This is a genomic window from Pseudonocardia humida (assembly GCF_023898865.1).
In the GTDB taxonomy this organism is placed as follows: Bacteria; Actinomycetota; Actinomycetes; order Mycobacteriales; family Pseudonocardiaceae; genus Pseudonocardia; species Pseudonocardia humida.
The window spans coordinates 300,567-326,830 of sequence record NZ_JAGSOV010000009.1 but is presented as its reverse complement, the minus strand read 5'-3'; the positions used below and the strand labels follow the sequence as shown (position 1 = coordinate 326,830).

Annotated in this window: 31 protein-coding genes; 20 read left to right on the top strand and 11 right to left on the bottom strand. The window is 75.9% G+C overall.

Annotation, left to right across the window (positions count from 1 at the left end):
* Nucleotides 1-12: 12 nt before the first annotated feature.
* Both KDL28_RS04220 and KDL28_RS04215 read right to left on the bottom strand, forming a co-directional pair.
* Nucleotides 13-1,713, bottom strand: a complete 1,701-nt coding sequence (locus tag KDL28_RS04220) for a CocE/NonD family hydrolase (protein ID WP_252435842.1) — start codon at nucleotides 1,711-1,713, stop codon at nucleotides 13-15.
* A gap of 31 nt (nucleotides 1,714-1,744) precedes the next feature.
* Nucleotides 1,745-2,917: an epoxide hydrolase family protein gene (locus KDL28_RS04215; RefSeq protein ID WP_308215919.1), complete on the bottom strand. Its 1,173-nt coding sequence runs from the start codon at nucleotides 2,915-2,917 to the stop codon at nucleotides 1,745-1,747.
* 146 nt (nucleotides 2,918-3,063) lie between these two features.
* Here KDL28_RS04215 and KDL28_RS04210 point away from each other — a divergent pair, with 146 nt between their 5' ends.
* The 5 genes from KDL28_RS04210 to KDL28_RS04190 all read left to right on the top strand — a co-directional run bounded on the left by KDL28_RS04210 (nucleotide 3,064) and on the right by KDL28_RS04190 (nucleotide 7,284).
* On the top strand, nucleotides 3,064-3,996 hold the full coding sequence (locus tag KDL28_RS04210) for a hypothetical protein (RefSeq protein WP_252435841.1): 933 nt from the start codon (nucleotides 3,064-3,066) through the stop codon (nucleotides 3,994-3,996).
* Nucleotides 3,993-5,201, top strand: coding sequence for an amino acid adenylation domain-containing protein (locus KDL28_RS04205; protein WP_252435840.1), 1,209 nt, complete (start codon nucleotides 3,993-3,995; stop codon nucleotides 5,199-5,201). The genes KDL28_RS04210 and KDL28_RS04205 overlap by 4 nt, the downstream gene beginning before the upstream one ends.
* Nucleotides 5,202-5,257: 56 nt before the next feature.
* Nucleotides 5,258-5,695 (top strand): DUF1707 SHOCT-like domain-containing protein, encoded by a 438-nt coding sequence (locus tag KDL28_RS04200; protein ID WP_252435839.1) that lies wholly within the window; start codon nucleotides 5,258-5,260, stop codon nucleotides 5,693-5,695.
* Between the two features lie 31 nt (nucleotides 5,696-5,726).
* Nucleotides 5,727-6,545: a PaaI family thioesterase gene (locus KDL28_RS04195; protein WP_252435838.1), complete on the top strand. Its 819-nt coding sequence runs from the start codon at nucleotides 5,727-5,729 to the stop codon at nucleotides 6,543-6,545.
* A 208-nt stretch (nucleotides 6,546-6,753) separates the two neighbouring features.
* Entirely contained in the window at nucleotides 6,754-7,284 is a 531-nt protein-coding gene (locus tag KDL28_RS04190) for a hypothetical protein (protein ID WP_252435837.1), read from the top strand.
* A gap of 206 nt (nucleotides 7,285-7,490) precedes the next feature.
* On the opposite strand, the gene KDL28_RS04185 is transcribed toward KDL28_RS04190, so the two are convergent.
* The gene (locus KDL28_RS04185) at nucleotides 7,491-8,321 is read right to left on the bottom strand and encodes a sulfurtransferase (protein ID WP_252435836.1); all 831 of its coding nucleotides are present in this window, start codon (nucleotides 8,319-8,321) and stop codon (nucleotides 7,491-7,493) included.
* A 212-nt stretch (nucleotides 8,322-8,533) separates the two neighbouring features.
* Complete coding sequence (locus tag KDL28_RS04180) at nucleotides 8,534-8,761, bottom strand: hypothetical protein (protein ID WP_252435835.1); 228 nt, start codon at nucleotides 8,759-8,761, stop codon at nucleotides 8,534-8,536.
* A 283-nt stretch (nucleotides 8,762-9,044) separates the two neighbouring features.
* Between KDL28_RS04180 and KDL28_RS04175 the strand changes: the two genes are divergently transcribed.
* From KDL28_RS04175 to KDL28_RS04150, 6 genes are all read left to right on the top strand, one after another.
* Nucleotides 9,045-9,905: a MerR family transcriptional regulator gene (locus KDL28_RS04175; protein WP_252435834.1), complete on the top strand. Its 861-nt coding sequence runs from the start codon at nucleotides 9,045-9,047 to the stop codon at nucleotides 9,903-9,905.
* Nucleotides 9,902-10,261 (top strand): VOC family protein, encoded by a 360-nt coding sequence (locus KDL28_RS04170; RefSeq protein ID WP_252435833.1) that lies wholly within the window; start codon nucleotides 9,902-9,904, stop codon nucleotides 10,259-10,261. The genes KDL28_RS04175 and KDL28_RS04170 overlap by 4 nt, the downstream gene beginning before the upstream one ends.
* A gap of 160 nt (nucleotides 10,262-10,421) precedes the next feature.
* Nucleotides 10,422-10,697 (top strand): TetR/AcrR family transcriptional regulator, encoded by a 276-nt coding sequence (locus KDL28_RS04165; RefSeq protein ID WP_252435832.1) that lies wholly within the window; start codon nucleotides 10,422-10,424, stop codon nucleotides 10,695-10,697.
* Nucleotides 10,698-10,726: 29 nt separating this feature from the next.
* Nucleotides 10,727-11,011: a putative quinol monooxygenase gene (locus tag KDL28_RS04160; RefSeq protein WP_252435831.1), complete on the top strand. Its 285-nt coding sequence runs from the start codon at nucleotides 10,727-10,729 to the stop codon at nucleotides 11,009-11,011.
* A 54-nt stretch (nucleotides 11,012-11,065) separates the two neighbouring features.
* Nucleotides 11,066-11,287, top strand: a complete 222-nt coding sequence (locus KDL28_RS04155; protein ID WP_252435830.1) for a hypothetical protein — start codon at nucleotides 11,066-11,068, stop codon at nucleotides 11,285-11,287.
* A 19-nt stretch (nucleotides 11,288-11,306) separates the two neighbouring features.
* Nucleotides 11,307-11,615, top strand: a complete 309-nt coding sequence (locus KDL28_RS04150; protein WP_252435829.1) for a type II toxin-antitoxin system PemK/MazF family toxin — start codon at nucleotides 11,307-11,309, stop codon at nucleotides 11,613-11,615.
* A gap of 7 nt (nucleotides 11,616-11,622) precedes the next feature.
* Here KDL28_RS04150 and KDL28_RS04145 read toward each other — a convergent pair whose 3' ends face one another.
* The 3 genes from KDL28_RS04145 to KDL28_RS04135 are packed head-to-tail and all read right to left on the bottom strand — an operon-like array spanning nucleotide 11,623 to nucleotide 14,647.
* A complete protein-coding gene (locus KDL28_RS04145; protein ID WP_252435828.1) occupies nucleotides 11,623-13,137 on the bottom strand; it encodes a tripartite tricarboxylate transporter permease in 1,515 nt (504 codons plus the stop codon).
* Complete coding sequence (locus tag KDL28_RS04140) at nucleotides 13,137-13,679, bottom strand: tripartite tricarboxylate transporter TctB family protein (RefSeq protein WP_252435827.1); 543 nt, start codon at nucleotides 13,677-13,679, stop codon at nucleotides 13,137-13,139. The genes KDL28_RS04145 and KDL28_RS04140 overlap by 1 nt, the downstream gene beginning before the upstream one ends.
* Nucleotides 13,676-14,647, bottom strand: a complete 972-nt coding sequence (locus KDL28_RS04135; RefSeq protein WP_256500834.1) for a Bug family tripartite tricarboxylate transporter substrate binding protein — start codon at nucleotides 14,645-14,647, stop codon at nucleotides 13,676-13,678. Before KDL28_RS04135 ends, KDL28_RS04140 begins: the two co-directional genes overlap by 4 nt.
* 192 nt (nucleotides 14,648-14,839) lie before the next feature.
* Between KDL28_RS04135 and KDL28_RS04130 the strand changes: the two genes are divergently transcribed.
* The 5 genes from KDL28_RS04130 (at nucleotide 14,840) to KDL28_RS04110 (ending at nucleotide 19,859) form a co-directional block, all read left to right on the top strand.
* Nucleotides 14,840-16,384 carry a sensor histidine kinase gene (locus tag KDL28_RS04130; protein ID WP_252435825.1) on the top strand — a complete coding sequence of 515 codons (1,545 nt, stop codon included), beginning with the start codon at nucleotides 14,840-14,842 and terminating at the stop codon, nucleotides 16,382-16,384.
* Nucleotides 16,381-17,055 (top strand): response regulator, encoded by a 675-nt coding sequence (locus KDL28_RS04125; RefSeq protein WP_252435824.1) that lies wholly within the window; start codon nucleotides 16,381-16,383, stop codon nucleotides 17,053-17,055. Before KDL28_RS04130 ends, KDL28_RS04125 begins: the two co-directional genes overlap by 4 nt.
* Nucleotides 17,056-17,127: 72 nt before the next feature.
* Entirely contained in the window at nucleotides 17,128-17,451 is a 324-nt protein-coding gene (locus KDL28_RS04120; protein ID WP_252435823.1) for a DMT family transporter, read from the top strand.
* A 50-nt stretch (nucleotides 17,452-17,501) separates the two neighbouring features.
* Entirely contained in the window at nucleotides 17,502-17,990 is a 489-nt protein-coding gene (locus KDL28_RS04115; protein ID WP_252435822.1) for a TetR/AcrR family transcriptional regulator, read from the top strand.
* A gap of 39 nt (nucleotides 17,991-18,029) precedes the next feature.
* Nucleotides 18,030-19,859 (top strand): alpha-amylase family glycosyl hydrolase, encoded by a 1,830-nt coding sequence (locus KDL28_RS04110; RefSeq protein WP_252435821.1) that lies wholly within the window; start codon nucleotides 18,030-18,032, stop codon nucleotides 19,857-19,859.
* Here KDL28_RS04110 and KDL28_RS04105 read toward each other — a convergent pair.
* From KDL28_RS04105 to KDL28_RS04095, 3 genes are all read right to left on the bottom strand, one after another.
* Entirely contained in the window at nucleotides 19,850-20,695 is an 846-nt protein-coding gene (locus tag KDL28_RS04105) for an META domain-containing protein (RefSeq protein WP_252435820.1), read from the bottom strand. The two genes, KDL28_RS04110 and KDL28_RS04105, sit on opposite strands and share 10 nt — an antisense overlap.
* Nucleotides 20,696-20,851: 156 nt before the next feature.
* The gene (locus KDL28_RS04100; RefSeq protein WP_252435819.1) at nucleotides 20,852-22,009 is read right to left on the bottom strand and encodes a serine hydrolase domain-containing protein; all 1,158 of its coding nucleotides are present in this window, start codon (nucleotides 22,007-22,009) and stop codon (nucleotides 20,852-20,854) included.
* Nucleotides 22,010-22,049: 40 nt separating this feature from the next.
* Nucleotides 22,050-22,427 (bottom strand): hypothetical protein, encoded by a 378-nt coding sequence (locus tag KDL28_RS04095; protein WP_252435818.1) that lies wholly within the window; start codon nucleotides 22,425-22,427, stop codon nucleotides 22,050-22,052.
* Between the two features lie 271 nt (nucleotides 22,428-22,698).
* Between KDL28_RS04095 and KDL28_RS04090 the strand changes: the two genes are divergently transcribed.
* Together KDL28_RS04090 and KDL28_RS04085 are read left to right on the top strand one after the other, a co-directional pair.
* Nucleotides 22,699-23,475, top strand: coding sequence for a hypothetical protein (locus KDL28_RS04090; RefSeq protein WP_252435817.1), 777 nt, complete (start codon nucleotides 22,699-22,701; stop codon nucleotides 23,473-23,475).
* A gap of 300 nt (nucleotides 23,476-23,775) precedes the next feature.
* Entirely contained in the window at nucleotides 23,776-24,315 is a 540-nt protein-coding gene (locus KDL28_RS04085; protein WP_252435816.1) for a DinB family protein, read from the top strand.
* A 334-nt stretch (nucleotides 24,316-24,649) separates the two neighbouring features.
* Here the strand turns inward: KDL28_RS04085 and KDL28_RS04080 are convergent, their stop codons facing one another.
* Nucleotides 24,650-25,327 carry a TetR/AcrR family transcriptional regulator gene (locus KDL28_RS04080; RefSeq protein ID WP_252435815.1) on the bottom strand — a complete coding sequence of 226 codons (678 nt, stop codon included), beginning with the start codon at nucleotides 25,325-25,327 and terminating at the stop codon, nucleotides 24,650-24,652.
* Between the two features lie 65 nt (nucleotides 25,328-25,392).
* Here KDL28_RS04080 and KDL28_RS04075 point away from each other — a divergent pair, with 65 nt between their 5' ends.
* Entirely contained in the window at nucleotides 25,393-25,698 is a 306-nt protein-coding gene (locus KDL28_RS04075; protein ID WP_252435814.1) for a hypothetical protein, read from the top strand.
* Nucleotides 25,699-25,776: 78 nt separating this feature from the next.
* The gene (locus KDL28_RS04070) at nucleotides 25,777-26,202 is read left to right on the top strand and encodes an anthrone oxygenase family protein (RefSeq protein WP_252435813.1); all 426 of its coding nucleotides are present in this window, start codon (nucleotides 25,777-25,779) and stop codon (nucleotides 26,200-26,202) included.
* Nucleotides 26,203-26,264 lie beyond the last annotated feature (62 nt).

Here is a 26,264-nt window from a genome sequence, read left to right as displayed (position 1 = left end):
GGCCGCCGGGCCTCACTCCCGGCCCGAGGTGGTCGGCAGGGCGATCCGCGAGCGGTGCCCGGCGTCGTGGTGGACCTCCTGGTGGGCCCGGTGCAGCCGGCGGGCCGTGGCGGGCGGCTCGCCGCCGCCGGGGTTGCGCAGGTAGCGCGGGTGCGCCCCGGAGCTGACCTGCAGCCGCAGCCGGTGCCCCGGCAGGAACCGGTGCGCCGTCGGCCACAGCGCCACCTCGACCTCGCGCACGCCCTCGGCGTCGGGGACGGGGTCGGTGTCGCGGGTGCCGCGCCCGCCCAGGCGGCGGATTCCGTCGCACACCGTCATCGACCGGCCGTCGGGGTGCACGTCGCAGAGCCGCACGAACAGGTCGGTGTGCTCCAGGTTCGAGCCGAGCGACACCGTGGCGACCGGCTCGCCGACCACCTCGACCGCCTCGCGCAGGATCGGCGAGGTGAAGGTGAGCACGTCCGGGCGCCGCTCGTGCTCGGCGTTGTCGCCGGGCAGGTAGCCGGTCTCCAGGCTCGGGCCGCCGACGGCCGGGGTCGGGTCGGCCGGGTCGTAGGTGTAGCGGCTGGGCCCGCCGGACGGGTCCGGGAGCTCGCCCCCCGGCGGGACGAGCCTGCCGCCCGCCCCGAGCAGCCAGTCGTGCTCGACGGCGTCCGCAGGCGGCCACACCGGCAGGTCGCGCCACAGCTCGGCGCCGGTCACGTAGACGTGGACCGGGTACTCGCGGGTGTTGGGCTCGCCCATCAGGTGGTGGCGCAGGAAGGCGATGGTCTCGGCCGGCGCCGCGCGGTGCAGCCCGGGCGACGCGTGTCCCCACGGCCCGACGGTCAGCTGCGGCGGGTTGCCCGCCTCGACCAGCGCCCGGTAGCTGCGCAGCTGCCAGGGCAGGAAGATGTCGTACCAGCCGGTGATCATCGAGACCGGCGCGGTGACCGCCGGCACGGCCGCGGTGTGCGACTGCCCCCGCCAGTAGTCGTCGGCGAGCGAGTCGTGCGCGAGCCAGTCCTGGTACCAGTGCACGGTGTGGCCGGTGGCCAGCTTGTCGGCCTCGTTGGCCGGCAGCCGGTCGTAGCCGCGGCGCAGGGCGCGCCTGCCCAGCACCTGGCGCAGCACCGACCCGCGCCGCTCCTGGGCCGAGACCATCTGCGTCCAGCCCAGCGCCGTGCGCAGCCCGAAGGCGCCGTTGTCCCAGGTGAACTCGCCGAAGTCGGGCATCGTGACGAGCAGGCTCAGCGCGTCCGGCGCGGCCGCCGGGTCGTCGCGCTGGAGGTAGCCCGCCGCCGCCCACTGGGTGAATCCGAGGTAGCTGGGGCCCGCGGTGACCAGCCGCCCGGTGCACCATGGCTGCTCGCGCACCCAGCGGACGGTGTCGATGCCGTCCTCGCGCTCGTTCACCATCGGGGTGAACACGCCCCCGGAGCCGAACGTGCCCCGGCAGCTCTGCACGAACACCGGGAACCCGCGCTCGGCGAACGGGCGGGCGAACAGCAGCGTCGACAGCCCGGTGCGCCCGTAGGGCGAGCGGATGAGCATCGTCGGGGCGGTGCTGCCGGCCGGCTCGACGGGCAGGAACAGATCGCCCAGGAGCTCGACGCCGTCGCTCATCGGGACGGCGAGGTCGCGGCGCACCTCGTACCGGTGCGTGGCCGGCGGCATCCCGGGCAGCGCCCGCTCGAGCAGTGACGTGGTCAAGCGCTGCAGCCAGTCCGGCACGGGCCCCTCCTCGATCTCTCCGCGCCCGACGCTACCCGCGATCTTGGACCGGTCGGCGGACGTGGCCGAAGAACGCCCGCAGCTCCGCGACGAACAGCTCCGGCTGCTCGAACGCGGCGAAGTGGCCGCCGCGCGGCGGCTCGCCCCAGTGCCGGATGTCGGTGTAGCGCCGCGCCGCCCACCGCCGCGACGGCCGGGGCAGCTCCTCCGGGAAGATCGAGCAACCGGCCGGGACGTCGACGGTGTCGGTGGTGGCGCCCCGGAAGCGCTGCTCGACCTCGGCGAAGCTCTCCCAGTACAGCCGCGCCGCCGACGCGCCGGTGCCGGGCAGCCAGTAGAGCATCACGGCGTCCAGGACCCGGTCGCGGTCGAGCGGGTCCCGGGGGTCGCTCCAGGCGGTGAGCTTCTCCACGATCCAGGCGCAGAGCGCGGCGGGGGAGTCGACCAGCCCGTACCCGATCGTCTGGGGCCGGGTGGACTGCAGCGCGGAGTAGCCGTCGCCGTCCTTCGCCGCGGCCAGGTCGGCCAGCGCGGTGCGCTCGGCGTCGGTCAGGTCGTCGGAGGTGGCCGGGTCGGCGGCGGCGATCGGCGGCATCAGGTGGATGCCGACCACGTGCTCCGGATCGCGCTGGCCGATGGCCGTGCTGATGCTGGCGCCCCAGTCGCTGCCCTGGGCGCGGTAGCGGTCGTAGCCGAGCCGGGCCATCAGCGCGGCCCAGGCGTCGGCGATGCGCTCGACGCCCCAGCCCGGCCCGGTCGGCTTGTCGCTGAAGCCGTGGCCCGGCAGCGACGGGCACACCACGTGGAACGCGTCGCGGGCGTCGCCGCCGTGCGCGATGGGGTCGGTGAGCGGGCCGATCACGTCCAGGAACTCCACGACCGAACCGGGCCAGCCGTGGCCGAGGACCAGCGGCAGCGCGCCCGGGTGCGGGGAGCGGGTGTGCAGGAAGTGCACGCCGAGCCCGTCGACCTCGGCGCGGAACTGGCCGACGGCGTTGAGCCGGGCCTCCGTCCGGCGCCAGTCGTAGCCATCGGCCCAGTACGCGCACAGCTCGCGCAGGTGCTCGACCGGCACGCCCTGCTCCCAGCCCGGCGTGGTCGCCGGCTCCGGCCAGCGCGGCGGCGAGGAAGGTGATCCTCCGATACTGCGCGTGAGATGTAGCTGGTGGGGCTCGGCGGCGCTCCTGAGCCCCACCAGGTTCATGTCGAGCACTGTTGATCATCCCGGCGCTGCGAGGCGCAGTTGCTTCTGCGAGGACGCCCACCGCCGCGCCCCTACGGACCGATCGGGGTGCGGGCGTCCCCCGGACCGTGGATCTCGCGCACGACCACTGCTCGTAGGGTTGGGGCGTGCGGGTCGTCGGGCGGGTCGTCGGGGTGGTCGCGGTCGTCGCCGGGCTGGTGACCGTGCTGCTGCCGGCCGTGGCCACGCCCGCCGGAGCGCACGCCGGCGGGCTCTCGTCGTCCAGCAGCGAGGCCGTCGTGCTCGGGCTGGAACCCGCGGTGCCCGGGCTGAGCGTGCGGGCCGTCGAGTTCGGCGCCCGGCTGCGGCTGGACAACGCCACCGGGTCGACGGTCGTCGTCGAGCCGGTGCCCGGGTCGGTCGTCTCCGGGCTGCCCACCGTCGAACCGGGCGGCACCGCCTTCTGGGCCGACCCGCGGATCACCGCCGCCGCGACGGCGGAGCGCCCCGCCGGTGAGGTCTCGGCCTGGGCCGTCCCGCTGCGGGTCGACGGCCGCGCGGTCACCGTGCTCGGCGAGCAGCGCCGGCCGCCGCCCCCGCCCGCCGCGCTGTGGTGGGCCGCGGCCGGGCTGGCGCTGCTCGTGCCCGCCGTCGCCGGGGTGCTCGGCGCCGGGCGCCGCTGGGGGCGGTTCGTGCTGGCCGGCGCGACCGCCGTCGTGATCGCGGCGCACCTGCTGCACGTGCTCGGTTCGGCCGGGGTCCCGCAGGACCAGCCCTACGCCCTCATGCTGCTCAGCGCGGCCGGGTACGCGCTGCTCGGCTGGCCGCTCGGCGCGATCGGGGCCTGGCTGACGCTGCGCGGCAACGTCGTCGGCCCGCTGCTGTGCTGCGCGGCAGGCGGGCTGTTCGCCGTGGTCATCGCCCCCATCGACGCGTTCACCCTGGTCGACGCGGTGGTGCCGTTCTCGTGGGGCGCCGACCTCGACCGCGCGCTGGTCGCGCTGACCCTCGGCGGCGGGCTGGGCGTGGCGGTGGCCGGCGTGGCCGCGCTGCGCCGCGGGCAGCTCCCGGCCCCGGCCCCGGCCACCGACCCGACGTGATCCCCGCCCACGGCATCGGCGGCGTCGAGGGGCTCCCGCTCGACGGCGAGCTCGTGCTGCAGACCGGTGGCGTGGTCGTGCTGATGTCGTTCCTGGCCGTCGCCCTGCTGTGGCGGACACCCCGGTTCACCGGACCGGTCGGCGGCCGGGCGCTGCCCGCGGTGCCGGCGGCCGTCCGGGTCGGGGTGCGGGCGCTGGTGCTGGTGCTGGCCGGGTACGTGGTCGCGGTCGGGCTGCTCGGCCCGCAGGACCCCGACGCCAACCCGGCCCCGCGCGCCCTCTACGTCCTGCTGTGGGTGGGCGTCGTGCCCGCCTCGCTGCTGCTCGGGCCGGTGTGGCGGGTGGTCAACCCGCTGCGGCTGCTGGCCGCGATCGTCGCCGCCGCCCTGCGCCGCACCACCCCGGCCCCGCTGCCCGAGCGCCTGGGCTACTGGCCGGGGGCGGCGTGGCTGCTGGCCTTCGTCTGGCTGGAGCTGGTCCCGGCCGGGCGGGACGTCCCGGCGGTGGTCGCGGGCGCCCTGCTCGGTTACGCCGTCGCCCAGGTGGCGGCGGGCGTCCGGTACGGGCCCGACTGGTTCGCCCGCGGCGACGCCTTCGAGGTCTACTCGACCCTCACCGCCGCGCTGTCGCCGTTCGGCCGCCTCGACGACGGCCGCCCCGGGCTGCGCAACCCCTTCCGGGGGCTGGCCGCGGTGCCGGTCGAGCCGGGGCTGGTGGCGTTCCTGGCGGTCTGGTGGGGCTCCACCGTGTTCGACGGCCTCACCGGGTGGACCGGCTGGCGGTCGCTGGCCCTGCCGGCCGCGCTCGACACCGCCGTGCTGGTGGCGACCGTGCTCGTCGTCGGGGTGCTCTACCGGCTGGCGACCGGGCGGCTGGCCGGGCGGCTGGCCGGCACGCTGGTCCCGATCGCCGCCGGCTACACCGTCGCCCACTACGCCACGCTGCTGCTGGTCGAGGGCCCGCGCGGGCTGGTCCAGCTGGCCGGCCAACCGCTCGGGGCCATCACCGCCGTGCCGGCGCCCGGGCTGGTCGCCGGCATCCAGATCGGCGCGGTGCTCGTCGGGCACGTGGTGGCGGTGGTGGCCGCGCACGACCGCAGCGTGGCCCTGCTGCCCCCGCAGCGCAGGCTGGCCGACCAGGTCCCGCTCGTGCTGGTGATGGTCGCCTACACGATGGTCGGGCTGTTCCTGCTGGTCATCTCCTGAGCGGGATCCGTCGAACGGTGGACGGCGCCGGGCGCGCAGCGTGACATCATCGCGCCGTGAACGAGCCGGTGCGCCCCGACGACATGCGCATCTCCGACGCCGACCGGGAACGCGTGCAGGACCAGCTCAAGCGGGCCCACGACGCCGGCCAGCTCGACCTGCACGAGTTCGACGACCGGGCCAAGGCCGTGTGGGAGTCGCGCACCCGCGGCCAGCTGGCCGAGGTCACCGCCGACCTGCCGAACCTCCCCGAACCGCGCCGCGCCGGCGAGCGCCGACCGGTGTTCGCCGACACCCCCGGCGGCCTCACGATGCGCATCCTGACCATCGTCTTCACCAGCATCGCCGCGGTGAACCTGACGATCTGGGCGATCGTCTCGCTCACCGTGGGGTCGATGGTCCACCCCTGGTGGCTCTACGTCGCGCTGCCGCCCGCCGCCGTGCTGAGCATCCTCTACACCGCCGGGATCGGGCGCCCACCGCGCGACCGGTGATCCGCGGGCGATCGGGACGTACGCTGCGGGCGTGACGACGACGCCGTTGGAACGGCTGCGGGCGGCGGCGGGCGGCTCGGCACCGCTGGTGCCCGTGGCGGCGAGCCTGGGCATCACGGTCGACTCGGTCGACGAGGGCCGCATGGTCGCCCGGCTGGCTCCCGCACCCGCCGTGCTGCGCGGTCCCGGACCGGCGTTCGTGATGATCGACATGGTGCTCAGCGCCGTGGTCGCCACCGTCCTGCCCTCCGACCACGCCATCAGCACGCTGACCCTGCACTGGGCGGGCACCGGACCCTTCCCCGACCCGGTGGGCCCGCTCGTGGCCACCGGCACGGTCGTGCACCTTGCCGCCGACAGCGCGCTCAGCACGGGGACGCTGACCGACGCCGACGGCGAGGTCCTGGCCACGGTGACCAACCGGTCGGCCCTGCTGCCGCTGCCCCCCGACGGGCGCCGCGGCGGGCGCGGCGCGCCGTCCGGCGGACCCGTGGGCCTCACCGCCCTCGACCTCGCCGGCGGTCCGTCGCGCTGGACGGCGGTCGGCGCCCCGCCGCTGTCCAACACGGCGGGCGCGCTGCAGGGCGGAGTCGTCGCGGCCGTCGCGACGCACGCGCTCGATGCGGCCGTCGCCGCCGTCCGCCCGGAGCTGGCCGGCGCCACCTTCGACCTCGACGTCACCTACCTGCGCGCGATCCCGTCGGACGGCTCGGACTTCTCGGTCACCGCGCAGCCCCTGCACGCCGGGCGGCGGCTGGCCGCGGCCCGCGCCGAGCTGCACGACAGCGCCGGGCGCCTCGCTGTCGTCGCCTCGTCCGCGCACTGGCGGGGCGGCGCCGAGCACCGCTGAGCCGATCGGCGGGTACCCGGGTACCCCCGTTCGCCGCGGCCGAACGGTTCGACCGCTGATCGTTGTGACGCAGAGTCGCCAACGTTCGGCGTGTCCTGCACCGCCGGGCGCGTGTCGTCAGCCGGATGGCGGTCGGACCACCGCGCTGACCGGTGCTTCAGGCATCCTGCGGCGAGGGCCGTCCGGTCGGCCCGGGCGGGAGGGCGTGATGACAACCGGCTACCGACCGGCACCCCGGCGGCCCGATCCCCTCGGCGGACCCCCGCCCGAGGTCCGGTTCGCGGTGCCGCCGCTGGTGCGGCGCGGCCTGCTCGCGCTCGCCCTCATCGGCATCGGCGCCGCGGCCTTCGAGCTGTACTCCGAGCAGCACTGGAACGGCCCGATCCAGCTCATCCCCTGGGGCGCGCTCGGCGCCCTGTTGCTGGCCACCCTGCTGGCCGTGGTCCCCGGCGGCCGCGCCGCGCTGCCGGCCAGGATCCTGGCCGTCTTGGTGCTGGGCGCCGCGCTCTACGGCGTGGTCCAGCACGTGCTGACCAACCTCGCCGCCGGCCCCTCCGACCCCGGCCTCGCCGACACCTGGGCCGGCCTGCCGCTGTACGAGCAGGTCTGGCTGGCCGCGAGCAAGCAGGTCGGCTCCGCACCGACCCTGGCCCCCGGCGTCCTGGGGCAGACCGCGCTGGTCCTCCTGCTGGCCACGATCACCGGCCCTCGCACGGGCCGCCACGCCCACCGCCGCTGACCCGCCCCTCGCCCTCGCCCTCGCCCTCGCCCCACCGCCCCCCCCCCCCCCCCCCCCCCCCCCGCCCCGCCCCCCCCCCCCCGCCCCCCCCCGCCCCGCCCCGCCCCGCCCCGCCCCGGACGTCAGGAAAGCCACCATCAGGACGTCCGGTGTCCTGATGGTGGCTTTCCTGACGCGGAGGGGCGGAGGGGCGGAGTGGGAGCGGGTCAGGCGGGGCCGGTGGCGCGGGGGCGGGAGGCGTCGCGGCACCACTGGCTCCACGAGCCGACGTAGAGCCGGGCCCGGCCGAGGCCGGCGCGCTCGATGGCCAGCAGGTCGTGGCAGGCGGTGACGCCCGAGCCGCAGTAGACGACGGCGTCGGGGCCCGCGCCGAGCGCGGCGAACCGGGCGCGCAGCTCCTCGGGGTCGCGGAAGGTCCCGTCCGGGGTGAGGTTGTCGCCGTAGAAGGCGTTGACCGCGCCGGGGATGTGGCCGGCGATCGGGTCGAGGGGCTCGGTCTCGCCGCGGAACCGTTCGGCCGCCCGCGCGTCGATCAGCACCCCGCCCGCGGCGGCGTGCGCGGCGACCGCGTCGATGTCGGGGAGCATGTCGGCGGGCCACGGCCGGGGTTCGCGGGCGACGGCCGTCGGGGTGGTGCCGGGGCCGGTGGCGACCGGGTCGGTGAACGCGGCGAGGCCGCCGTCGAGCAGGCGGGCGTCCTGGCCGAGCAGCCGCAGCAGGTGCACGACGTGCGCGGCGTTGTCGCCGTGCTGGCGGTCGTAGGCGACGACCGGGGCGTCCCAGCCGACGCCGAGGCGGCCGAGTGCGTCGGCGAGGTCCTCGGCGGAGGGCAGCGGGTGGCGGCCGTCGCCGGGGCGCATCGGGCGGGTCACCACCTCGTCGCGGACCAGCAGCACGGCGCCCTCGACGTGCCCGGCGGCGAACGCCGCCTCCGCCGACTGCCGGTCGCCCGCCTCCACGTGCAGCACGACCGCGCCGGGCGGGAGCTGCGCCGCGGTGGTGGCGGAGACGATCGGGTCGGAGTTCGGGCCAGCCATGGCCGCAGTATCCCGTGCCTCCCCGTGCCTCCCCGTGCGACCCAAGGCGCCCGTCGTCCTCGCGGAGGCGGCACCATCCTCGCAGGTGCGGTGGCCCCTGCGAGGACGGCGACGGGTCTGCGAGGACGGACCGAGTCGGTCGGATGCCGCTGGAGCGGCTGTGGGCCCGTGGTCGCGCCCGGCCGATCACGGAGGGATCACGGAACGGCGGGTCAGATCGGGACGAAGCCGCTGCCCGCGCCGGTCAGCAAGGCCAGGGCGCTGATCGGAACGGCGCCCTGCGCGCCGATGGGCACGAAGTCGATCGGCACGAAGTCGATCGGCACGAAGTCGATCGGCACGAGGTCGTCGCCGCCGAACGGCTGCGAGAGCTCATCGGCCGCTGCCGACGTGGCGGACAGGCCGAAGGCCACGGCGGCCGTCGCGACCACCGCGGCCAAGCGGGCGACGATTCTGCGTGCGGGCATGCCGGATCTCCCTCGTGAGGCGATGAGAAAAAGTGGCGTCGTCGTTGCTCTGTTCGATGCAATGGGCGGCGTCGGAATGCGTGAAGAATGACCATCTCCGGTCGATCGAGACCGGATGAATGGACGGGCGGTCGATACTGAAAAGTAATGTCGGATCTCGGAGCAGTCAAGATGCGCGATCTCCGGGGCCACGACCGTTGGGAGGTGCGGCGTAGGCGTTGACCCTCCCCCCGGGGGAGGCCGCAGGATCTCCGCCGTGCGCAACCTGCTGTCGATCGGAACGCTGTCCAACGCCTCGCACCTGTCGGTGAAGGCGCTGCGCCGCTACCACGAGCTCGGGCTGCTGGTGCCGGCCGCGGTGGACGCCCGCACCGGCTACCGCGGCTACTCGGTCAGCCAGATCACCGAGGCCCGGATCATCCGCAGGCTGCGCCGGCTGGACGTCCCGCTCGAGGACATCGCCCGGATCCTGCGCTCGGGCGACGCGGGCACCACGGCGCAGGTGCTCGGCGAGCACCGGGCCCGGATGAAGCTGCGGCTGGAGGAGACCGAGCGGATCGTGTCCGACCTGCAGCGGCTGGTCGACGAGCCGGGCGAGCTGCACCGGGTGCTGGTGCACGAGCGCTGGCAGCGCGCCGAGCCGATCGTGCGGATCGGCACCCGCACCGTGTGGGCCGACCTGCCGGAGTTCTTCGACGCCGCCTACCCGCGGTTGTTCGCGCACGTCGCCCGGCACGGCGGGCAGGTCGTCGGCCCGTCCGGGGCGTCCTACGGCTCGGGGCAGGGCATCGACCACGACGACATCGCGGTCTCCGCGTGGCTCGCGGTGGACGTCGCGCTGCCCGCCGACCCGGCGGCGGGCGTCGTCCCCGACCGGCTCCCCGAGACCCGGCTCGCCGTCGCCCTGCACGTCGGCGCGTTCGAGGACATGAGCGCCACCTACGGCGCCGTCGGCGCCTGGGTGGCCGAGCACGACCGGGTCGTCACCGGCCCGCTGCAGGAGCTGTACCTCGCCGGGCCGCCCGGGGTCACCGACCCCGACGCCTGGCGGACCGAGGTGGGCTGGCCGGTGGCCCCCGCCGAGGACCCCACCCCCGATGAGAGGAACCGACCATGACCGCCACCCTGGCCGCCATCACCGTCGACTGCGACGACGTCGAGCGCGCCGCCGGCTTCTGGGCCGCCGTGCTCGACCGCAAGCTCGGCGGGGATCCGACGCCCTACTTCGCCTCGCTGGCACCCGCCGAGCCCAGCCAGCCGACCTGGATGTTCCTCAAGGTCCCCGAGCCCAAGACGGCCAAGAACCGGCTGCACGTCGACCTGACCGCCCCCGACCGCGACGCCGAGGTGGCGCGGATGGTCGAGCTCGGCGCGACCAGGGTCCGCGAGGTCACCGAGTACGGCATGTCCTGGGTGGTCATGAACGACCCGGAGGGCAACGAGTACTGCGTCGCCCAGTCCGACCCGCACTGACGGGCGGAGCGGTGAGGGTGTTCGCGGCGACCGTGGAGATGTCCGCGCAGGTCCCGCCTGCCATCGACGAGATCCTCGCCGAGGGCCTCGACGGCATCGGCGAGCGCGTGGTCCGCACGCTCGTGCGGAACCTCGACGACTCCGACCGCACCCCCTCGCGATGCTCACCCGGTCGGCGCCGACCCACACCGAGTCCGAGGCGCTGCTGCGCGAGTTCATCGACCGGGAGATCACCGCCCGGCTGGTGGCGATGCTCGACGGGCCCGACGCCGCGCTGCGGGCCGGCCTGCTGGTCGTGCGGATCCTCGGCCTCACCGTCGCGCGCTACGTCGTGCGGATCGACCCGATCGCCTCGGCGTCGGTCGAGGAGCTGGTCGCGGGGTTCGGCCCGGTCGTGCAGCACCGCGTGACCGGTGCGCTCAGCGCCGTGCGATGAATCCGGGCGCCGGGAGCGGTCCTACCCCCATGCTGATCATCGCTGGACACCTGGCCGTTGACCCGGCCGAGCGCGACGCCTACGTCGCGGACTGCCGCCCCGTCGTCGAGCTGGCCCGCGAGGCGCCCGGCTGCCGGGACTTCGCGCTGACCGCCGACTCCGTCGACCCTGGCCGGATCGACGTCTACGAGCGCTGGGACACCGAGGCCGAGCTGGAGGCGTTCCGCGGCTCCGGCCCCGACGCCGGCACGGCCGCGCGCATCCTGGACGCCGAGGTCTCCCGGTACGTGATCGCGTCGGTCGGTCCGGCCTGACCCTTCCCGGTGACTTCGGGGGGCGGCCCCACGCCCGTGACGTACCCTGGTCGGGTGACCGAGCGCGTCGAGCTGGAGATCGACCCGGGCACCGCCGCGTACCTCCGCGGGTGCGCGGGCCGCCGGGGCGGGTCGATCGAGGCCGCCGCCGTCCACGAGCTGCGCCGGCTGGCGCTGGCCGACTCGGCCGACCGGACGTTCCGCTGGTTCGCCGAGCACCACCCGACGTTCTTCGAGGACGCCGAAGCCGAGCGAATCGCCGCGGGACTGTACTGACCCGTGCCAGGATCTCGCCGTGCACCGCGGCGAGATCTGGACCTACCGGCCCGCGCTGCCCCGGCCGGGGCAGGCGCTGCTGCGGCTGATCCTGAGCACCGACGGCTTCAACGCCGACCCCGACCGGCCGGTCGTCATCGGCGCCCAGGTCGTCGGCCACGACCCCGGCGGCCTGCTCAACGTGCGCCTCGGCGAGCAGGGCTGGGTGTCGCTGCCGACCATCGAGGCCGTGCTGCGCTCCCGGCTCGACCTGCGCGTGGGCGAGGCGACGGCGGAGCAGATGTCCGCCGTCGCCGCCGCACTGGGAGCCATGCTCGAGATCGGTTAGCGGCCGGTCACGACCCGACGAGGTCCTTCTTCTCCTCGTCCCGGCCGCGGATGATCCGCCGCCGCACGAACGGCACCACCAGCAGCGCCACGATCAGCAGGTAGACCGCGATCGACAGCGGCGTGGAGACCAGCGTCGCCCAGTCGCCGTCGGCGATCTGCAGGGCCCGGCGCAGCTGCAGCTCGGCGTCCGGGCCGAGGATCACGCCGATGATCGCCGGCAGCACCGGCAGCCCGTAGCGGCGCATCAGGAACCCGATCCCGCCGATCACCAGCAGCACCACCAGGTCGATCGGCTGCCCGCTGACCGCGTAGGCGCCGATGCAGGCGAAGAACAGGATCCCGGCGTAGAGGTAGGGCCGGGGGATCCGCAGCAGCCGCGCCCACAGCGGGGCCAGCGGCAGGTTCAGCGCGAGCAGCAGCACCAGGCCGATGAACATGCTGGCGATCAGCGTCCACACCAGCTCCGGCTCGTTGGTGAACAGCAGCGGGCCGGGCTGGATGCCGTACTGCTGGAACGCCGCCAGCATGACCGCGGCGATCGCCGTGGTCGGCAGGCCCAGGGTCAGCATCGTGGCCAGCGTCCCCGCCGAGGACGCGCTGGCCGCCGACTCCGGCCCGGCGACGCCCTCGATGGCGCCCGAGCCGAACTCCTCGGGGTGCTCGGACAGCCGCCGCTCGGTCACGTACGACAGGAACGTGGGCACCTCCGCGCCGCCGGCCGGGATCGCGCCGAACGGGAAGCCGATGAACGGCCCCCGCAGCCACGGCCGCCACGTGCGCCGCAGGTCGTCGCGGGAGAGCCAGGGCCGCCCGACCGGGATCGGCGCGGCCGCGGTGCGGCGCAGGTGCGCGGCCACCCACAGCGCCTCGCCGATCGCGAACAGCCCGACCGCGACGATCACCACGTCGATGCCGTCGGCCAGCTGCGGCACCCCGAACGTCAGCCGGGCCTGCCCGGTCAGCGGGTCGAGCCCGACCAGGCCGATGGTGAGCCCGATGGCCAGCGCCGCGAAGCCGCGCACGCGCGAGCTGCCCAGCACCGAGGTCACCGCGACGAACGCCAGCACCATGACGGCCAGGTAGTCCGGCGCGCCGATGTCGACGGCCACGGTGGCGATGAGCGGCGCCAGCACCACCAGCCCGATGACCCCGATGAGGCCCCCGACGAAGTGCCCGATCGCGGCCGCGGCCAGCGCCTGCGCGCCGCGCCCCGAGCGGGCCATCGGGTTGCCCTCGATCGCGGCCACCACCGACGCGCTCTCGCCGGGCGTGTTGAGCAGGATCGAGGTGGTCGAGCCGCCGAACATCGCGCCGAAGTAGATGCCGGCGAACAGGATGAACGCCCCGGTCGGGTCGAACGCGTAGGTGACCGGGAGCAGCAGCGCCACGGCCATCGCCGGGCCGATCCCGGGCAGCACGCCGATCGCGGTGCCCAGCAGCACGCCGAGCGCGGCGAACAGCAGGTTGGCCGGGGTCAGCGCGTTGCCGAAGCCGTCGAGCAGGGAGCCGAGCACGTCCATCAGAACACCCCCATCAGCGGACCGCCGGGCAGGTCGACGCCGAGCAGCGCGTCGAACACGACCCAGGCCAGCAGCGAGATCCCGGCCGCGACCAGCAGGTCGCGCGGGAACGAGCGGGCGCCCAGCACGGACGCGGCGCCCCAGAACAGCCCGGTGCCGGCCAGCGGCCAGCCCAGCACGGGGATGAGCAGCGCGGTGGCCACCACCAGCCCGGCCAGCATCCCGACGGCGCGCAGGTCCGGCGGGGTGCCCAGCTCGACGTCCTCACCGGCCTCGGCCTCGCCGTGCCCGCCGCGCAGCACGTCGACCGCCAGCAGCACGGCCAGCAGCAGCAGGCCGATCCCGAGCACCGTGGGCACGGCGTGCGGGCCGAGCGGGTCGGAGTCGCTGCCCGCGTTCGTGCCGAGCAGGCTGTCGACCAGCACCAGCACCCCGGCCGCGCCGAGCAGCGCGCAGACGCCCAGCTCGGAGTGCTCCCGCCACCAGTCGCGGTCGAGGCGACGGGCGCGCTCCGGGGCCGGGTCGCGTTCGGTGGCGGTCATGACGCCAGCCCCAGACCGCGCAGCACCTCGGCCACCCGGTCGTTCTCCGCGGCCAGGAACGCGCCGAACTCCGGGCCGGGCAGGAACGCGTCGTCCCAGCCGTTGCGCTCCAGCGCCTCGGCCCACTCCGGCGAGTTCCGCAGCCGGGTGAGCAGGTCGATCAGCTCGGCGCGCTGCTCGTCGTCCAGGCCCGGCGGGGCGACCATGCCCCGCCAGTTGGTGAACTCGACGTCCACACCCGCTTCCTGCAGGGTCGGTGCGTCCACCCCGGCGACCCGCTCGCCCGCGCTGACCGCCAGCACGCGCAGCTCGCCCGCGGCGATCTGGTCGGCGTACTCGCCCAGGCCGGACACGCCGAAGGCGACCTTGCTCCCGAGCACCGCGGCCAGCAGCTCGCCGCCGCCGTCGTAGGACACGTAGTTGACGTCGCGCGGGGCCAGCCCGATGGCCTGGGCCATCAGCATCGGGGCCAGGTGGTCGGGCCCGCCCGGGGAGGACCCGCCGCCCACCGGCACCCCGCCCGGGTCGGCCTTCCAGGCCGCGACCAGCTCGTCCATGGTGCGCAGCGGCGAGTCCTTGCCGACCACGACCACCTCGGTCTCCTGGGTGAGCCGGGCGATCGGGGTGACGTCGGCCAGGGTGGCCGGCGAGCTGTTGGTGAACACCGCCCCGACCACGCCCAGGCCCATCGACATGATCAGCCGGTCGTTGCCGCTCTCGGTGACGGTGCGGCCGAGGCCGACGGTGCCGCCCGCGCCGGGCAGGTTGAACACCTCGGTCGGGCCGGTGAGCCCGGCGTCCTCCAGCGCGGTGGCCGCGGTCCGCGCGGTGACGTCGTAGCCGCCGCCGGGGGAGTTCGGCACCAGGAAGCGCAGCCCGCGCACCTGGTCCCCGTCGCCGCCGCCGGTCGCCGCGCCCAGCAGGGGCGGCACCAGCAGCACCGCGGCCAGCGCCGCGAGCGTGGTCAGTACGTGTCCGGTCCGAAGTCGCACCGTCCCCGGCACCTCCTCGTCGAGGTCTCCCGCCGGTCGCGGCGGTGACGGACATGGTGCGCGGGGTCACCGGGCGCTGTCGCCGTTCGGCGCGCAAACGTCGTTGTGGTCGTTGTGGTCGCGGCCGGCGACCGCGCACCCGGCCGCATCCGTGGCACCCTTCCCGGCGTGGGAGCGCGGACGCTGGCCCGGCAGTTCCTGACCTGGCAGCTCGCGGTCGTCGCGCTGCTGCTGCTGGCCGTCGCCGGGGTGGCCGCGGTGCAGCAGAGCGCAGCCTTCCAGGAGACCCAGGGCAGGCGCATGCTCTCGCTGGCCGAGACCGTGGCGGCGACCGCGGGCGTGCGGGCCGCCCTGCAGAGCGGGTTGCACGACCCGCTGCCGACCTTCGCGGTGAGCGCGCTGAGCGTCTCCGGCGCCGACGGCGTGGCGATCGTCGACGACACCGGCGTGATCCGCGCCCACGAGGACCCGGCCCGCATCGGCGAGCCCCACCCCGTCGGCGACGGCCTGCCCGGACGCGCCCGGGTCGGGTCGGCGGCGGGCGGGGTGGTGGCGCACGTGCCGGTGATCGGCGACGCGGGCGGCGTGGTCGGCACCGTCGTCACCCGGGTCGACTCGCCGTCGCTGCTCGACACCGTCACCGCGGCCCCGGCGCCGACCGCCGCGCTGCTCGGGATCGCGCTGGTGCTCGGCGTGGGCGGGTCGTTCCTGCTGGCCCGCCGGGTGCGCAGGCAGACGCTCGGGCTGGAGCCCGCCGAGATCGTCGAGCTGGTCCAGCAGCGCGAGGCGATGCTGCTCGGGGTCAAGGAGGGCGTGGTCGGGATGGACAGCGCGCACCGCATCACGCTGATCAACGCGGCCGCCCGGGAGCTGCTCGACATCCCGGTCGACGCCCGCATCGCCGACCTCGACCAGCGGCTGCGCGAGGTGCTCACCGGCGCGGTCGCGGGGGAGGACCAGGTGGTGCTGCGCGGCGCCCGCGTGCTCGTTCTCAACCGGATGGCCGTGTCCGTGCACGGCGAGCCGGTCGGCGCGGTGGTGACCCTGCGCGACCGCACCGAGCTGGCCACACTGGAGCACCGCCTCGACGCGTCCCGGCACGTCACCGACACGCTGCGGGCCCAGGCGCACGAGTTCACCAACCGGCTGCACACCATCGCCGGGCTGGCCGAGCTCGGCGAGTACGACGAGGTCCGCCGGTTCGTCGCCGACGTCGCGCAGGGCAGCGAGGGCTGGCAGCGCGAGGTGGCCAACCGGGTCGGCGACCCGGCGGCGGCCGCGCTGCTGGTGGCCAAGGCCAGCCTGGCCGCCGAGCGCGGGGTGGCGCTGCGGCTGGTGCCCGGCGCCCGGATGGCCGCGGTGCCCGGCGACGCGACGCTGTCCACCGACCTGGTCACGGTGCTGGGCAACCTGGTCGACAACGCGCTGGACGCGGTGGCCGCGACCCCGGCGCCGCGCTGGGTGGAGGTGGGCGTGGACGACGGGGTGCGGGTCCGGGTGCGCGACTCCGGGCCCGGGGTCGGGGAGGGCCTGGCGCAGGAGGTGTTCCGACGCGGCTTCACCACCAAGGCCGCCGCCGAGGGGGAGCGCGGGCTGGGGCTCGCGCTGGCCCGGCAGGTGTGCCTGCGCCGCGGCGGGCGGATCACCGTGCACAACGACCCCGCCGACGACGCCGGCGCGGTGTTCACCGCCGAGCTGCCGGTGCGCGCGTGATGCGCGTCCTCGTCGTCGACGACGACTTCATGGTGGCCCGGATCCACAGCGCCTACGTGGAGCGGATCGCGGGTTGCGCGGTCGTCGGGGTGGCGCACAGCGGGGCCGAGGCGGTGGCGCTGGCCGGGCGGCTGCGCCCCGACCTGGTGCTGCTCGACGTCTACCTGCCCGACACGTCGGGCCTCGACGTGCTGCGGGCGCTGCGCACCGGCGCCCCGGACGACCCGTTCGTGCTGGTCATCACCGCGGCCGACGACCCGGCGACGGTCACCGCCGCGCTGCACGGCGGCGCGAGCCACTACCTGGTCAAGCCGTTCGACGCGCGGGCGCTGCGCGAGCAGGTCGAGCGGGTGGAGCGGATCCGGGCCCGGCTGTCCGGGCTGGAGCGGGCCGGGCAGCACGACATCGACACCGTCTTCGGCGGCCGGCGCGGCGCGGCCACCACCCGGCTGCCCAAGGGGCTCACCGAGCCGACCGCGCAGCTGGTGGAGCGGGTGCTGCGCGGGCAGGACGGCGACCTGTCGGCCAGCGAGTGCGCCGAGCTGACCGAGCTGTCGCGGGTGAGCGCGCGGCGCTACCTGGAGCACTTCGTGGCCGTCGGCGCGGCGACCGTGCGGCTGCGCTACGGCGGCACCGGGCGTCCGGAGCGCCGGTACCGCTGGGCGGGGTGACCGGCGGCACAGGGCAGCCGCGCGCCAGAAAGTGCGACACTTGTTCAGATAGTTCTGGACGAGGGAGACGACATGGTGTGGGTACTGCTGGCCGCGGCCATCGCCGCGGAGGTGACGGCGACGATCAGCCTGCGGTTGTCCGAGGGCTTCTCGAAGCTCGTGCCCTCGGTGCTGGTGGTCGTCGGCTACGTGACGGCGTTCTGGCTGCTGACCAGGGTGCTGGCGATGGGGATGGCGATCGGCGTGGCCTACGCGGTGTGGGCGGCGGCCGGGATCGCGCTCATCGCGCTGATCGGGGCGGTGTTCCTGGGTGAGACGCTGACGGCCGTGCAGATCGGCGGATTGATCGCGGTGGTGGGCGGCGTGGTCGCCCTCGAACTCGGCGCGGCGCGCTGAGCGCGCCGGACGGGCGCGTCGAGCGCGGCAGGCGCCGCCGCCAGCAGTTGGTGGAGGCCGCGCTGCGGCTCGTCGAGCGCGAGGGGGTCGGCGCCGTCACCCACCGTGCGGTCGCCAGGGAGGCCGGGGTCGCGGCCACCGCCGGCACCTACCACTTCCCGACGGTCGACGACCTCCTGGTCGCCGTGATCACCGCCTGCGCCGAGCGGTTCGCCGCCGAGGTGGGCGAGCGGATGGCGGACGGGGCCACGCTGGCCGACCTCGCCGCGCTCACGGCCTCCTACCTGCGCGAGGACCGCGGCCGGGCCATCGCCGAGTACGAGGTGTACCTGCTGGCCGCACGACGCCCGGCACTGCGCCCCGCCGCGCGGCTGTGGACGGACCTGCTGACCGAGCTGCTGTCGCGGTGGTGCGACGACCCGGCGGCCGTGCGGGCCGCCGTCGCCGCCAACGATGGTGTGATGCTGCAGGGGCTGATCGCCGACGAGCCGCCCTCGGCGGCCACCATCGAGGCGGTCCTGCGCCGAGCCCTGGCGTGAGCGCGTATCACGGCCCGGACCGTGGTACTCACTCACGACGTGCGCAGGGTTGCCGATCTGGACTTCACGGGCTTCGACGTCGCGGCGATGACGCCGTCCCCCTCCGACTGGGCCGACGAGGTCCTCTACTTCCTGCTGGTCGACCGGTTCTCCGACGGCCGCGAGGACGGCCACCGCGACGCCGCGGGCCGGCCGGTCCCCGGCCCGACGCCCCGGTTCGGCCCCGGCGACGGCGGCAGCGCCGTCGCCACCGAGCCGGACGCCGCGGCGTGGCGGGCGGCCGGGCTGTCCTGGGTGGGCGGCACCCTGGCCGGCGTCGCGTCCAAGCTCGGCTACCTCCGCCGGCTCGGCGCCACCGCGCTGTGGATCAGCCCGGTGCTCAAGCAGGCCGTCCCGCAGGCCGGCGCCGCCGACCCGTACCACGGCTACGCCACCCAGGACTTCCTCGCCGTCGACCCGCACTTCGGCACCGCCGACGACCTGCGCGAGCTGGCCGCCGCCGCGCACGCCCAGGGCCTGCGGGTGATCCTCGACGTGGTGCTCAACCACGCCGGCGACGTCTTCGCATACGACCAGCCCGACCCGCGCTGGGACGGCCGCACGCACCCGGTCGCCGGCTGGCGCGACGGCCGCGGCGGGCTGGTCCCGTTCACCGCGGCCGACGCCGCCGCGCAGTGGCCCGACGGCGCCGTCTTCCCGGCCGAGCTGCACGACCCGGGCACCTGGACCCGGCGCGGCCGCATCGTCGACTGGGACCACGACCCCGAGTACCGCGAGGGCGACTTCGCCGGGCTCAAGGACGTCGCCCACGGCGGCGGCGAGCTGGACGACTACCGGCCGTCCCCGGCGCTGGCCGCGCTCACCCGCGCCTACTGCTGGTGGATCGGGCACGCCGACCTCGACGGCTTCCGGGTCGACACCGTCAAGCACATGGACCTCGGCGCCACCCGGTACTTCGCCTCGGTCGTGCACGAGTTCGCCCAGTCGATCGGCAAGGACCGGTTCCTGCTGGTCGGCGAGATCACCGGGCCGCGCTCGCAGGCGATCGACACGATGGCGCTCACCGGTCTCGACGCCGCGCTCGGCCTGGCCGACGTGCAGGGCCGCATGATCGGCGCGGGCACCGGCCGCGAGGACCCGCGCGGCTACTTCGACCTGTTCCGCAACTCCGAGCTGATCGGCAAGGACTCGCACACCTGGCTGCGCGACACCGTCGTCACCGGCTTCGACGACCACGACCAGGTCCGCCAGGGCGGGGCGAAGTCGAGGCTCGCCGCGTCCGCGGACGGGCGGGCGCTCGTGCTGGGCGTCGTCGCGCTCAACCTGCTGACCCTCGGCATCCCGTGCCTCTACTACGGCAGCGAGCAGCTGCTCGACGGCGAGGGCGGCGGCCCGGACGCCGACCGCTACCTGCGCGAGGCCATGTTCGGCGGGGCGTTCGGGCCGTTCCGCAGCCGCGACCGGCACGTCTTCGACGAGGACGCGCCGCTCTACGCGCGCATCGGCGAGCTGGCCGCGCTGCGCCGGGCCGAGCCCGCGGTCCGCCGGGGCCGCCAGTACCTGCGGGAGGTCTCGGGCAACGGGCTCGACTTCGGGCTGCCGTCCGGCTTCGGCGGGCCGGTCCGCGGCGTCGTGGGCTGGTCGCGGATCCTGGACCGGCGCGAGGTGCTGTGCCTGATCAACACCGATCCGGCGCGGCCCCGCTCGGCCTGGGTGACGGTCGACGCCGGGCTGCACGCTCCCGGCGAAGCCCTCGACCTGCGCTACGGATCCGACCCCGACCAGGCCGAGCAGGTCGTCGTCGAGGCCCGCAACGGGCGTGCGGTGCGGGTCGACCTCCCGCCCGCCGCCGTCGCCGTCTACCGCTGAGGTCGGGCGTAGCGGCCGACCTGGGTGCCGTCGACGTCCAGGAGGACGAGCTCGGGCCCGTCGAGCGCGACCCGGCGCGCCCGGCTCAGCTCGGCGGCCACGTCGTACGGGTGCTCGCAGGCGGGTTCCGGGCGGAAGGGGGGCTCGATCGCCAGGAACCCGCCGTCGGGTCCGGCGGTCCAACGGGCGCCCAGGTCGACGCAGCCCACCGTGCCGCGCCACGCGCCGCTCGCGTCGAACTCGACGGACGCCGGACCGGTCGCGGTCACCGGGGACCAGCGGCCGACCAGCTCGTCCGGGCCCGCCGGGCGCAGCGGCGCCGGCACCGGAACGGCCGGGGCCAGTGCCCCGCGCGTGCCGTCGAGGACGGGACCGCCGGCGTGGTCGAGCACCGACGTGGTGCCGGGCGGCTCGGGAACGAGCCGGGCGACGGGCGAGCCGTCGCGGCCCAGCAGCACCCGGTCGGGTCCGTCCACCCGGAAGCCGGTCGCCGCGGCGGCCCACTCCGGAGCAGGCGGGACCGCGTCGGGCGGGGTGGGCCAGTCCCCCGGGTACCAGTACACGTCCAGCTGGGCCAGGAACCGGCCACCGGGGTCGGCTTTCCAGTCGCCCGTGTGCACCGGACCGCCGGCCGGCACCCCGGCGGCCCGCACCTCGGCGCCGCCCGGACCGATGACGACGGTCTCCCCGGTCTCCGCCACCCGCCACCAGCCCGGCAGGGCCCCCGGATCCGGGGGCGACGGGGTGGCCGGGACCACGGTCAGCGCGGGGGGCACCGCGGCGCAGCCGGCCACGGCGAGCAGGACGGCCAGCGGAGCGTTCAGCAGGAGGCGCACGACCTCGGGACGGGCCGGCCGGGCCGGTCGGTTGGCCCGCGCGCCCGATCCGCCCCCGGGATCACCCGATCGGCCGCGCGCACCGGATGGCCGCCGCGCACACGTCCCGACGTGCGCGCGGGGACCAGCGGGTGTGCGCGGTGGGCGGGTCGCTCCCTACCGGCACCCGAGCACGGCCTGCCACAGGTTCGCGGCCCGCGGATCGGGGACGCCCTCGACGACGCGGTTCATGACGTAGCCGAAGGCGAGCCCGGACGCCGGGTCGGCGAAGCCGATGGAGCCGCCGCGGCCGGGGAAGCCGAACGCGGTGGGGCCGTACCAGAACGCGTCGGGGGTGGGCAGCCCGAAGCCGGTGCCGACCCGGACCGGCACCCGCAGGATCCGGTCGACCCCCGACACCCGCTCCGCCACGGCCGCGGCCAGGTGCTCGGGGTCCAGGACGCGGTGCCCGTCGACCTCCCCGATCAGGGCCGCGTAGAGCCGGGCCAGCGAGCGCGCCGTGGTGACGGCGTTGGTCGAGGGCATCTCGGCGGCCCACTCGGCGGGGTCGTTGTGGTCGAGGCCGGGGCTGATCCAGCTGACCGACCGCGTGCTCAGCGACGTCGGGTCCATCCACACGCGCACCGCCTCGGGCAGCTGGTCGAGGTCGAGCCCGGCCATGGCGGCGAAGTCCGGGCGCTGCTCGACCAGCCGGCTCACCCGGGGCCGTTCGCGCTCGGGCAGGCCGATGAACAGGTCCAGCCCGAGCGGTGCGGCGATCTCCTCGGCCAGGTACCGGCCGATGGTGCGGCCGGTGGCCCTCCGGACCACCTCGCCGACGAGCCACCCGTAGGTCATGCCGTGGTAGCCGACCTCCGTCCCGGGCTCCCACACCGGGCGCTGCGCGGCGAGCGCCTCGACGACCGGCTCCCAGGCGATGGCCTGGGCGGGCGTGAGCGTCGCGTCCACCAGCGGCAGCCCGGCCTGGTGGGTGAGCAGCCAGCGCACCGGGATCGCGTCCTTGCCGGCGGCGGCGAACTCCGGCCAGTACCGCGCCACGGGCGCGTCCAGGTCGAGCTCGCCGCGCTGGGCGGCCAGGTTCGCGCAGGCGGCCGTCACGCCCTTCGTCGTCGAGTAGACGACCTGCAGGGTGTCGCGCTCCCACGGGCGTCCGGTCCGCGGGTCGGCGACGCCGCCCCACAGGTCGACGACCGGTTCGCCGTGCAGGTACACGCCGACCGCGGCGCCGATCTCGCCGTGCCGGTCGAAGTTGGCCGCGAAGGCCTCGCGCACCGGCTCGAAGCCGGGCGCGGTGGTGCCGCCGATCTCGGGCATGCGTCATCGCCTCTCGTGCGGGAGGGGGAGCGGAGGGGGTTCAGTCGCGCCACTTGCCGAGCAGCCACGCGCAGATCTCCGCGCGGGTCATCTCGGGGAACTCCTCGGCGAAGCTGTCGAGGGCGCTCAGGGCTTCGTGCTCGTTGAGGCCGCGGGCGAAGGCCTCGGTCATGTACTCCTGCTGGGACGCCGACGGGCGTCCGCCGCCCGCGCCGCGTCCCGGCAGGCCGTTGCGCCATTGCACGACTTCCTCCACCCGGTCGGGCCGCCAGCCGGGAGCCCCGTCGATCTCGACGTCGGGCTCGGGGAACGGGTGGTCGGAGCCGGCGGGGTGGCGCGAGCGCCACTTGTGCACCGCGTGGCGGGTGACGCCCAGCGCCTCGCCGATGCCGACGACGCCCAGGTACCGCTCCGCCATGGGGCTCCGACCCGTCCGGGACCGACCTGCGCTCGCGGTCCCAGGAGTACCACGCCGTCCCCGGTCCGGGGCGGCGACCTCATCACTTGGTCACTAGCAGAGACGACGTTAGTGGGGGAAGCGATCGTCGTCAACGGCAGAGACGATGTTTCTCCGGTGGACGATCCCGGTCCGGCCGGGCAAGGTGGAACCCCGGCCGGGGTAACGGACCGGCCCCCGCAGGTGATGTGCAAGCGCAACGCTCACGCCGAGGATCACCCGGAAGGTCGTCATGACGCGCCCGTTCGCCCGCCGCGCCGACCGGCGCCGCAGCGGGCGCCGCCTCGGGCGCGGCGACCACCGGGCGAGCGTCGAACGGGCGGTGGTCATCGGCCCCACCCCGCGCCGCCAGGTCGGCCGCCGGCCCGAGCCACCCGACCGCGACGAACCCGAGGCCCCGCCGACCCGGGAGCGCCGCCGGTCCCGGCACGCGGCCCAGGCCCAGCGCTCCCGCAGGCCGTGGGCCTGGCTGGCCGCGGGCGCGGTGCTGGGCCTGCTGCTCGGCGTCGTCGGCGCCGTGCTCGTCGGCTCCGTGCTCGTCGGCTCCGGGCCCGACGGCGTGCGCCTCGGCCCGGTCGGCGTGGTGGTCGGCGTCCCCGCGGCCCCGGTGGTGCCGGCCGCCACCGGCTCCCGCGGCACCTGGGGCCAGCGCGTCACCACCCCGGACGGGATCGCGATCGAGGTCGCCGAGCCGGTGCCCTACGAGCCCTCCCCGCAGGCCGCCGGGCACGACCGCGACCGCGCCGTGCTGGTCACCACCACGGTCGTCAACGGATCGGGCTCGCCGTTCGTGCTGAACTCCTTCGCCGTCGGGCCCACCGCGGTGCACCGCGGGCGGCCGGCCGCCCGGATCTTCGACGTGGCCGGCTCGCTGGTCCCCGCCGTGCCGGTCTCGGTCGTGCAACCGGGGCAGACCTTCTCCTACCGGACGGCGTTCTCACTCGACTCGGCGACGGGGGAGCTGGCCCTGGACTACGCGCCGGGAGCGGTGTTCACCGGCGAGGTGTAGGTCCGGCCCGGCCGGTGCCGCGGGGCGGGCTACCGCGTCGAGCGGCTCGGCCGGGGGTCGGGCACCGACCGTGGAGGGGCCGTGTCCGTCGAGACCGCCGACCGGGCCGAGACCTCGGCCCCTACCGCCTGCTGCGGTACACGGTCACGCCCCGCATCCTGGTCGATCGCGCACCGCCATCCACCCCGCCCCGACGTCAGGAAAGCCACGTTCCTGTCCCCACAGGACAGGAACGTGGCTTTCCTGAACTCCGGTGTGCCACCGAGCTGGCGAACGGTGCGATCCGTAGGGTCGCCCGTCATGACCGAGGTGGACGAGCAGGGCCGCACCGAACCCCCGCTGGCCGGCGACGAGGTCGCCACCCTCCTGGGCTTCCTCGACTTCCAGCGGGCCACCCTCGCCTGGAAGACCGCGGGCCTCGACGCGGCCGGCCTCTCGGCCACCGTCGGCGCCTCGTCGATGACCCTCGGCGGCCTGCTCAAGCACATGGCCTACGTCGAGGACGACTGGTTCTCCCGCTGGCTGCACGCCCACGACCGGGGCGCCCCGTGGGACGCGGTCGACTGGGGCGCCGACCCCGACTGGGAGTGGCGCTCCGCCGCCGACGACACCCCCGAGCAGCTGCGCACCCTCTGGGAGGGCGCCGTCTCGCGCGCCCGCGGCCACGTCGCCGACGCCCTCGCCGACGGCGGCCTCGACCGGCCCGCCCGCCGTGCCTGGCCCGACGGCCGCGCACCCAGCCTGCGCTGGATCCTCTGCCACATGATCGAGGAGTACGCCCGGCACAACGGGCACGCCGACCTGCTGCGCGAGGCGGTGGACGGGGCCGTCGGGGAGTAGCCGTGCGGGGGTCGTCGACCGGCAGCCCCTGGACGAGTGGCCCCGAATCCGCGACGGACGTGCCGGGGCCCCGTCCCCAGTGGGGCCGAACCCCCTGCGTGCTCGAGCAGGGGGCACTTCTCGGGGGACCAGCGGGGGCGTCCGCGGGTGTCTCGGGGTACCGCGCGCACCGTTCGGGCACCGCGCGCATGTTCTGACGTGCGCGTGGTGGAGGCTGGGTGCGCGCGGTGCCAGACGGTGCGCGCGGTGGCGCCCGCCTGCCGCAGTCGCAGCCCCAGGCCCGTGAACTGCGCGACGTCGCCTCGCGAACCCGCGGTCACGGGCAGGATCCGCATCAGGCTTCCCCGGTGGCCGGAGGGTCGGCCAGCAGCATCCGCGTCCACGCGTCGCGCAGGTGCTCGCCGTACCGCTGCGGCGTCCACCCGCGCCGGCGCACCATCAGCAGGTAGTACTCCGCCGACGCCATCCCCCAGACGACGTCGGCCACGTCGTCGTCGGAGAGGTCGGCGCGCAGTTCGCCGGTGGCGCGCAGGTCGGCGGCGAACAGCCGCATGTTGGCGGCGCGGCGGTCGGCGAGCTCGGCGTCCAGCGCCGCGCACGCGCGGTCGTGGGCGGCGGCGTCGCGGATCGCGGCCTGCACGGGGGCCGTGCGCGGCGCGATCGCGGTGAGCGCCCGCGCGTACGCGGCGATCTTCCCGGCGGCGGTCGGCGCGGCGCGCACGGCCCTGACGTAGTCGCGTTCCTCGGCGGGCACGGCGACGTCCCGCCCGGACAGCGCCGTCTCGAAGACCTCCCGCAGCAGGACGGGCTTGCGCCCGACGGTGGCGTAGACGGTGTCGACGGCGACGCCGGCCCGGTCGGCGATCTGCCCCACGGTCGTCGCGGTGTAGCCGTTGGCGGTGAACAGCGCGCGGGCCGCCTCGAGCACGGTGCGCCGGGTGGCCGCGGCCTGCTCGGCGCGTTGCGGCGCGTGGTAGCGCCGCCTGCCCGGGGTCTTGACGGGGTCGGTCATGACGGGCCAACCTTACCCCCTATCCATCCGAAGCTGCTTCGGATCAAATTTCCAGGAGGTCGGCCGTGGTCTACGCCTACACGCAGGACGTGCCCATCGGTCCGGAGCTCTACCAGCGGATCCTCGACGAGCTCGGCCCGGAGCCGCTGGCCGGATCGCTGCTGCACCTGTGCGTCCGACTGCCGGACGGCGGCCTGCGCTACATCGACGTCTGGGAATCCGAGCAGGCGTGCGCCCGGGCGTTCGACGAGCGCATCCACCCGGCCGTCGACCGCGCGTTCGGGGGCGCGCGCCCCTCCGGCGAGCCCGAGGTGCACCACCTCGACGTCATCCACGCCAGCGGCGCGCTCCTGCTGGACGGCGCGCGGTGACCACGGCGGCGCCCGGCCTGCGCCCGCGGTCGGCGCTGCTCGACGCGGCCCGGCCCGTGGCGCTCGTGCCTGACCGGCGTGCTCGCGGGGGCGGTGCTCGCCGTCTGGGTCGCCGAGGCGGCGGTGGCCGGCTCGGGTCGGCTGTGGATCTCCTACCACCGGGCCGTCACGGCGCCCTACACGGCGACGCTGCCCCCGCTGGGCGCGATCGCGATGCTCGCGGCGATCGCGGCGGCGTCCCGGTCGGGCCCGCGCGACCGCGCGTTGCTCGTCGGCGCCCTCGCCTGCCTGCTCGCCGGCCTCGTGGTGACCGTCATCGTGCACTTCCCGATCAACGCCGCCGCCGGCCGGGACCCGGCGGCCCCACCGGCGGACTGGTCCGAGCGGCAGTGGTCGTGGATGCTCGCGCACGGCGTGCGGAGCGTCCTCGCGTCGGCCGGGTTCCTGCTGGTCCTCGCCACGGTCGGGCGTCGGCGCGGCGGGGTCGCCGACCGCCCGTCCTGACCGCGGAAGAAATCTTCGCGGCCGTGTCGATCCCCGGCTCCCGCCGTTCGACCTGGGGGTGA

Bases quoted from the DNA above. Each gene is read 5' to 3' on its own strand.
- KDL28_RS04215 (WP_308215919.1), bottom strand. From the start codon at position 2,917: ATGAACCTGGTGGGGCTCAGGAGCGCCGCCGAGCCCCACCAGCTACAT.
- KDL28_RS04190 (WP_252435837.1), top strand. From the start codon at position 6,754: ATGACAACCGGCTACCGACCGGCACCCCGGCGGCCCGATCCCCTCGGC.
- KDL28_RS04185 (WP_252435836.1), bottom strand. From the start codon at position 8,321: ATGGCTGGCCCGAACTCCGACCCGATCGTCTCCGCCACCACCGCGGCG.
- KDL28_RS04170 (WP_252435833.1), top strand. From the start codon at position 9,902: ATGACCGCCACCCTGGCCGCCATCACCGTCGACTGCGACGACGTCGAG.
- KDL28_RS04165 (WP_252435832.1), top strand. From the start codon at position 10,422: ATGCTCACCCGGTCGGCGCCGACCCACACCGAGTCCGAGGCGCTGCTG.
- KDL28_RS04160 (WP_252435831.1), top strand. From the start codon at position 10,727: ATGCTGATCATCGCTGGACACCTGGCCGTTGACCCGGCCGAGCGCGAC.
- KDL28_RS04145 (WP_252435828.1), bottom strand. From the start codon at position 13,137: ATGGACGTGCTCGGCTCCCTGCTCGACGGCTTCGGCAACGCGCTGACC.
- KDL28_RS04140 (WP_252435827.1), bottom strand. From the start codon at position 13,679: ATGACCGCCACCGAACGCGACCCGGCCCCGGAGCGCGCCCGTCGCCTC.
- KDL28_RS04120 (WP_252435823.1), top strand. From the start codon at position 17,128: ATGGTGTGGGTACTGCTGGCCGCGGCCATCGCCGCGGAGGTGACGGCG.
- KDL28_RS04100 (WP_252435819.1), bottom strand. From the start codon at position 22,009: ATGCCCGAGATCGGCGGCACCACCGCGCCCGGCTTCGAGCCGGTGCGC.
- KDL28_RS04095 (WP_252435818.1), bottom strand. From the start codon at position 22,427: ATGGCGGAGCGGTACCTGGGCGTCGTCGGCATCGGCGAGGCGCTGGGC.
- KDL28_RS04090 (WP_252435817.1), top strand. From the start codon at position 22,699: ATGACGCGCCCGTTCGCCCGCCGCGCCGACCGGCGCCGCAGCGGGCGC.
- KDL28_RS04085 (WP_252435816.1), top strand. From the start codon at position 23,776: ATGACCGAGGTGGACGAGCAGGGCCGCACCGAACCCCCGCTGGCCGGC.
- KDL28_RS04080 (WP_252435815.1), bottom strand. From the start codon at position 25,327: ATGACCGACCCCGTCAAGACCCCGGGCAGGCGGCGCTACCACGCGCCG.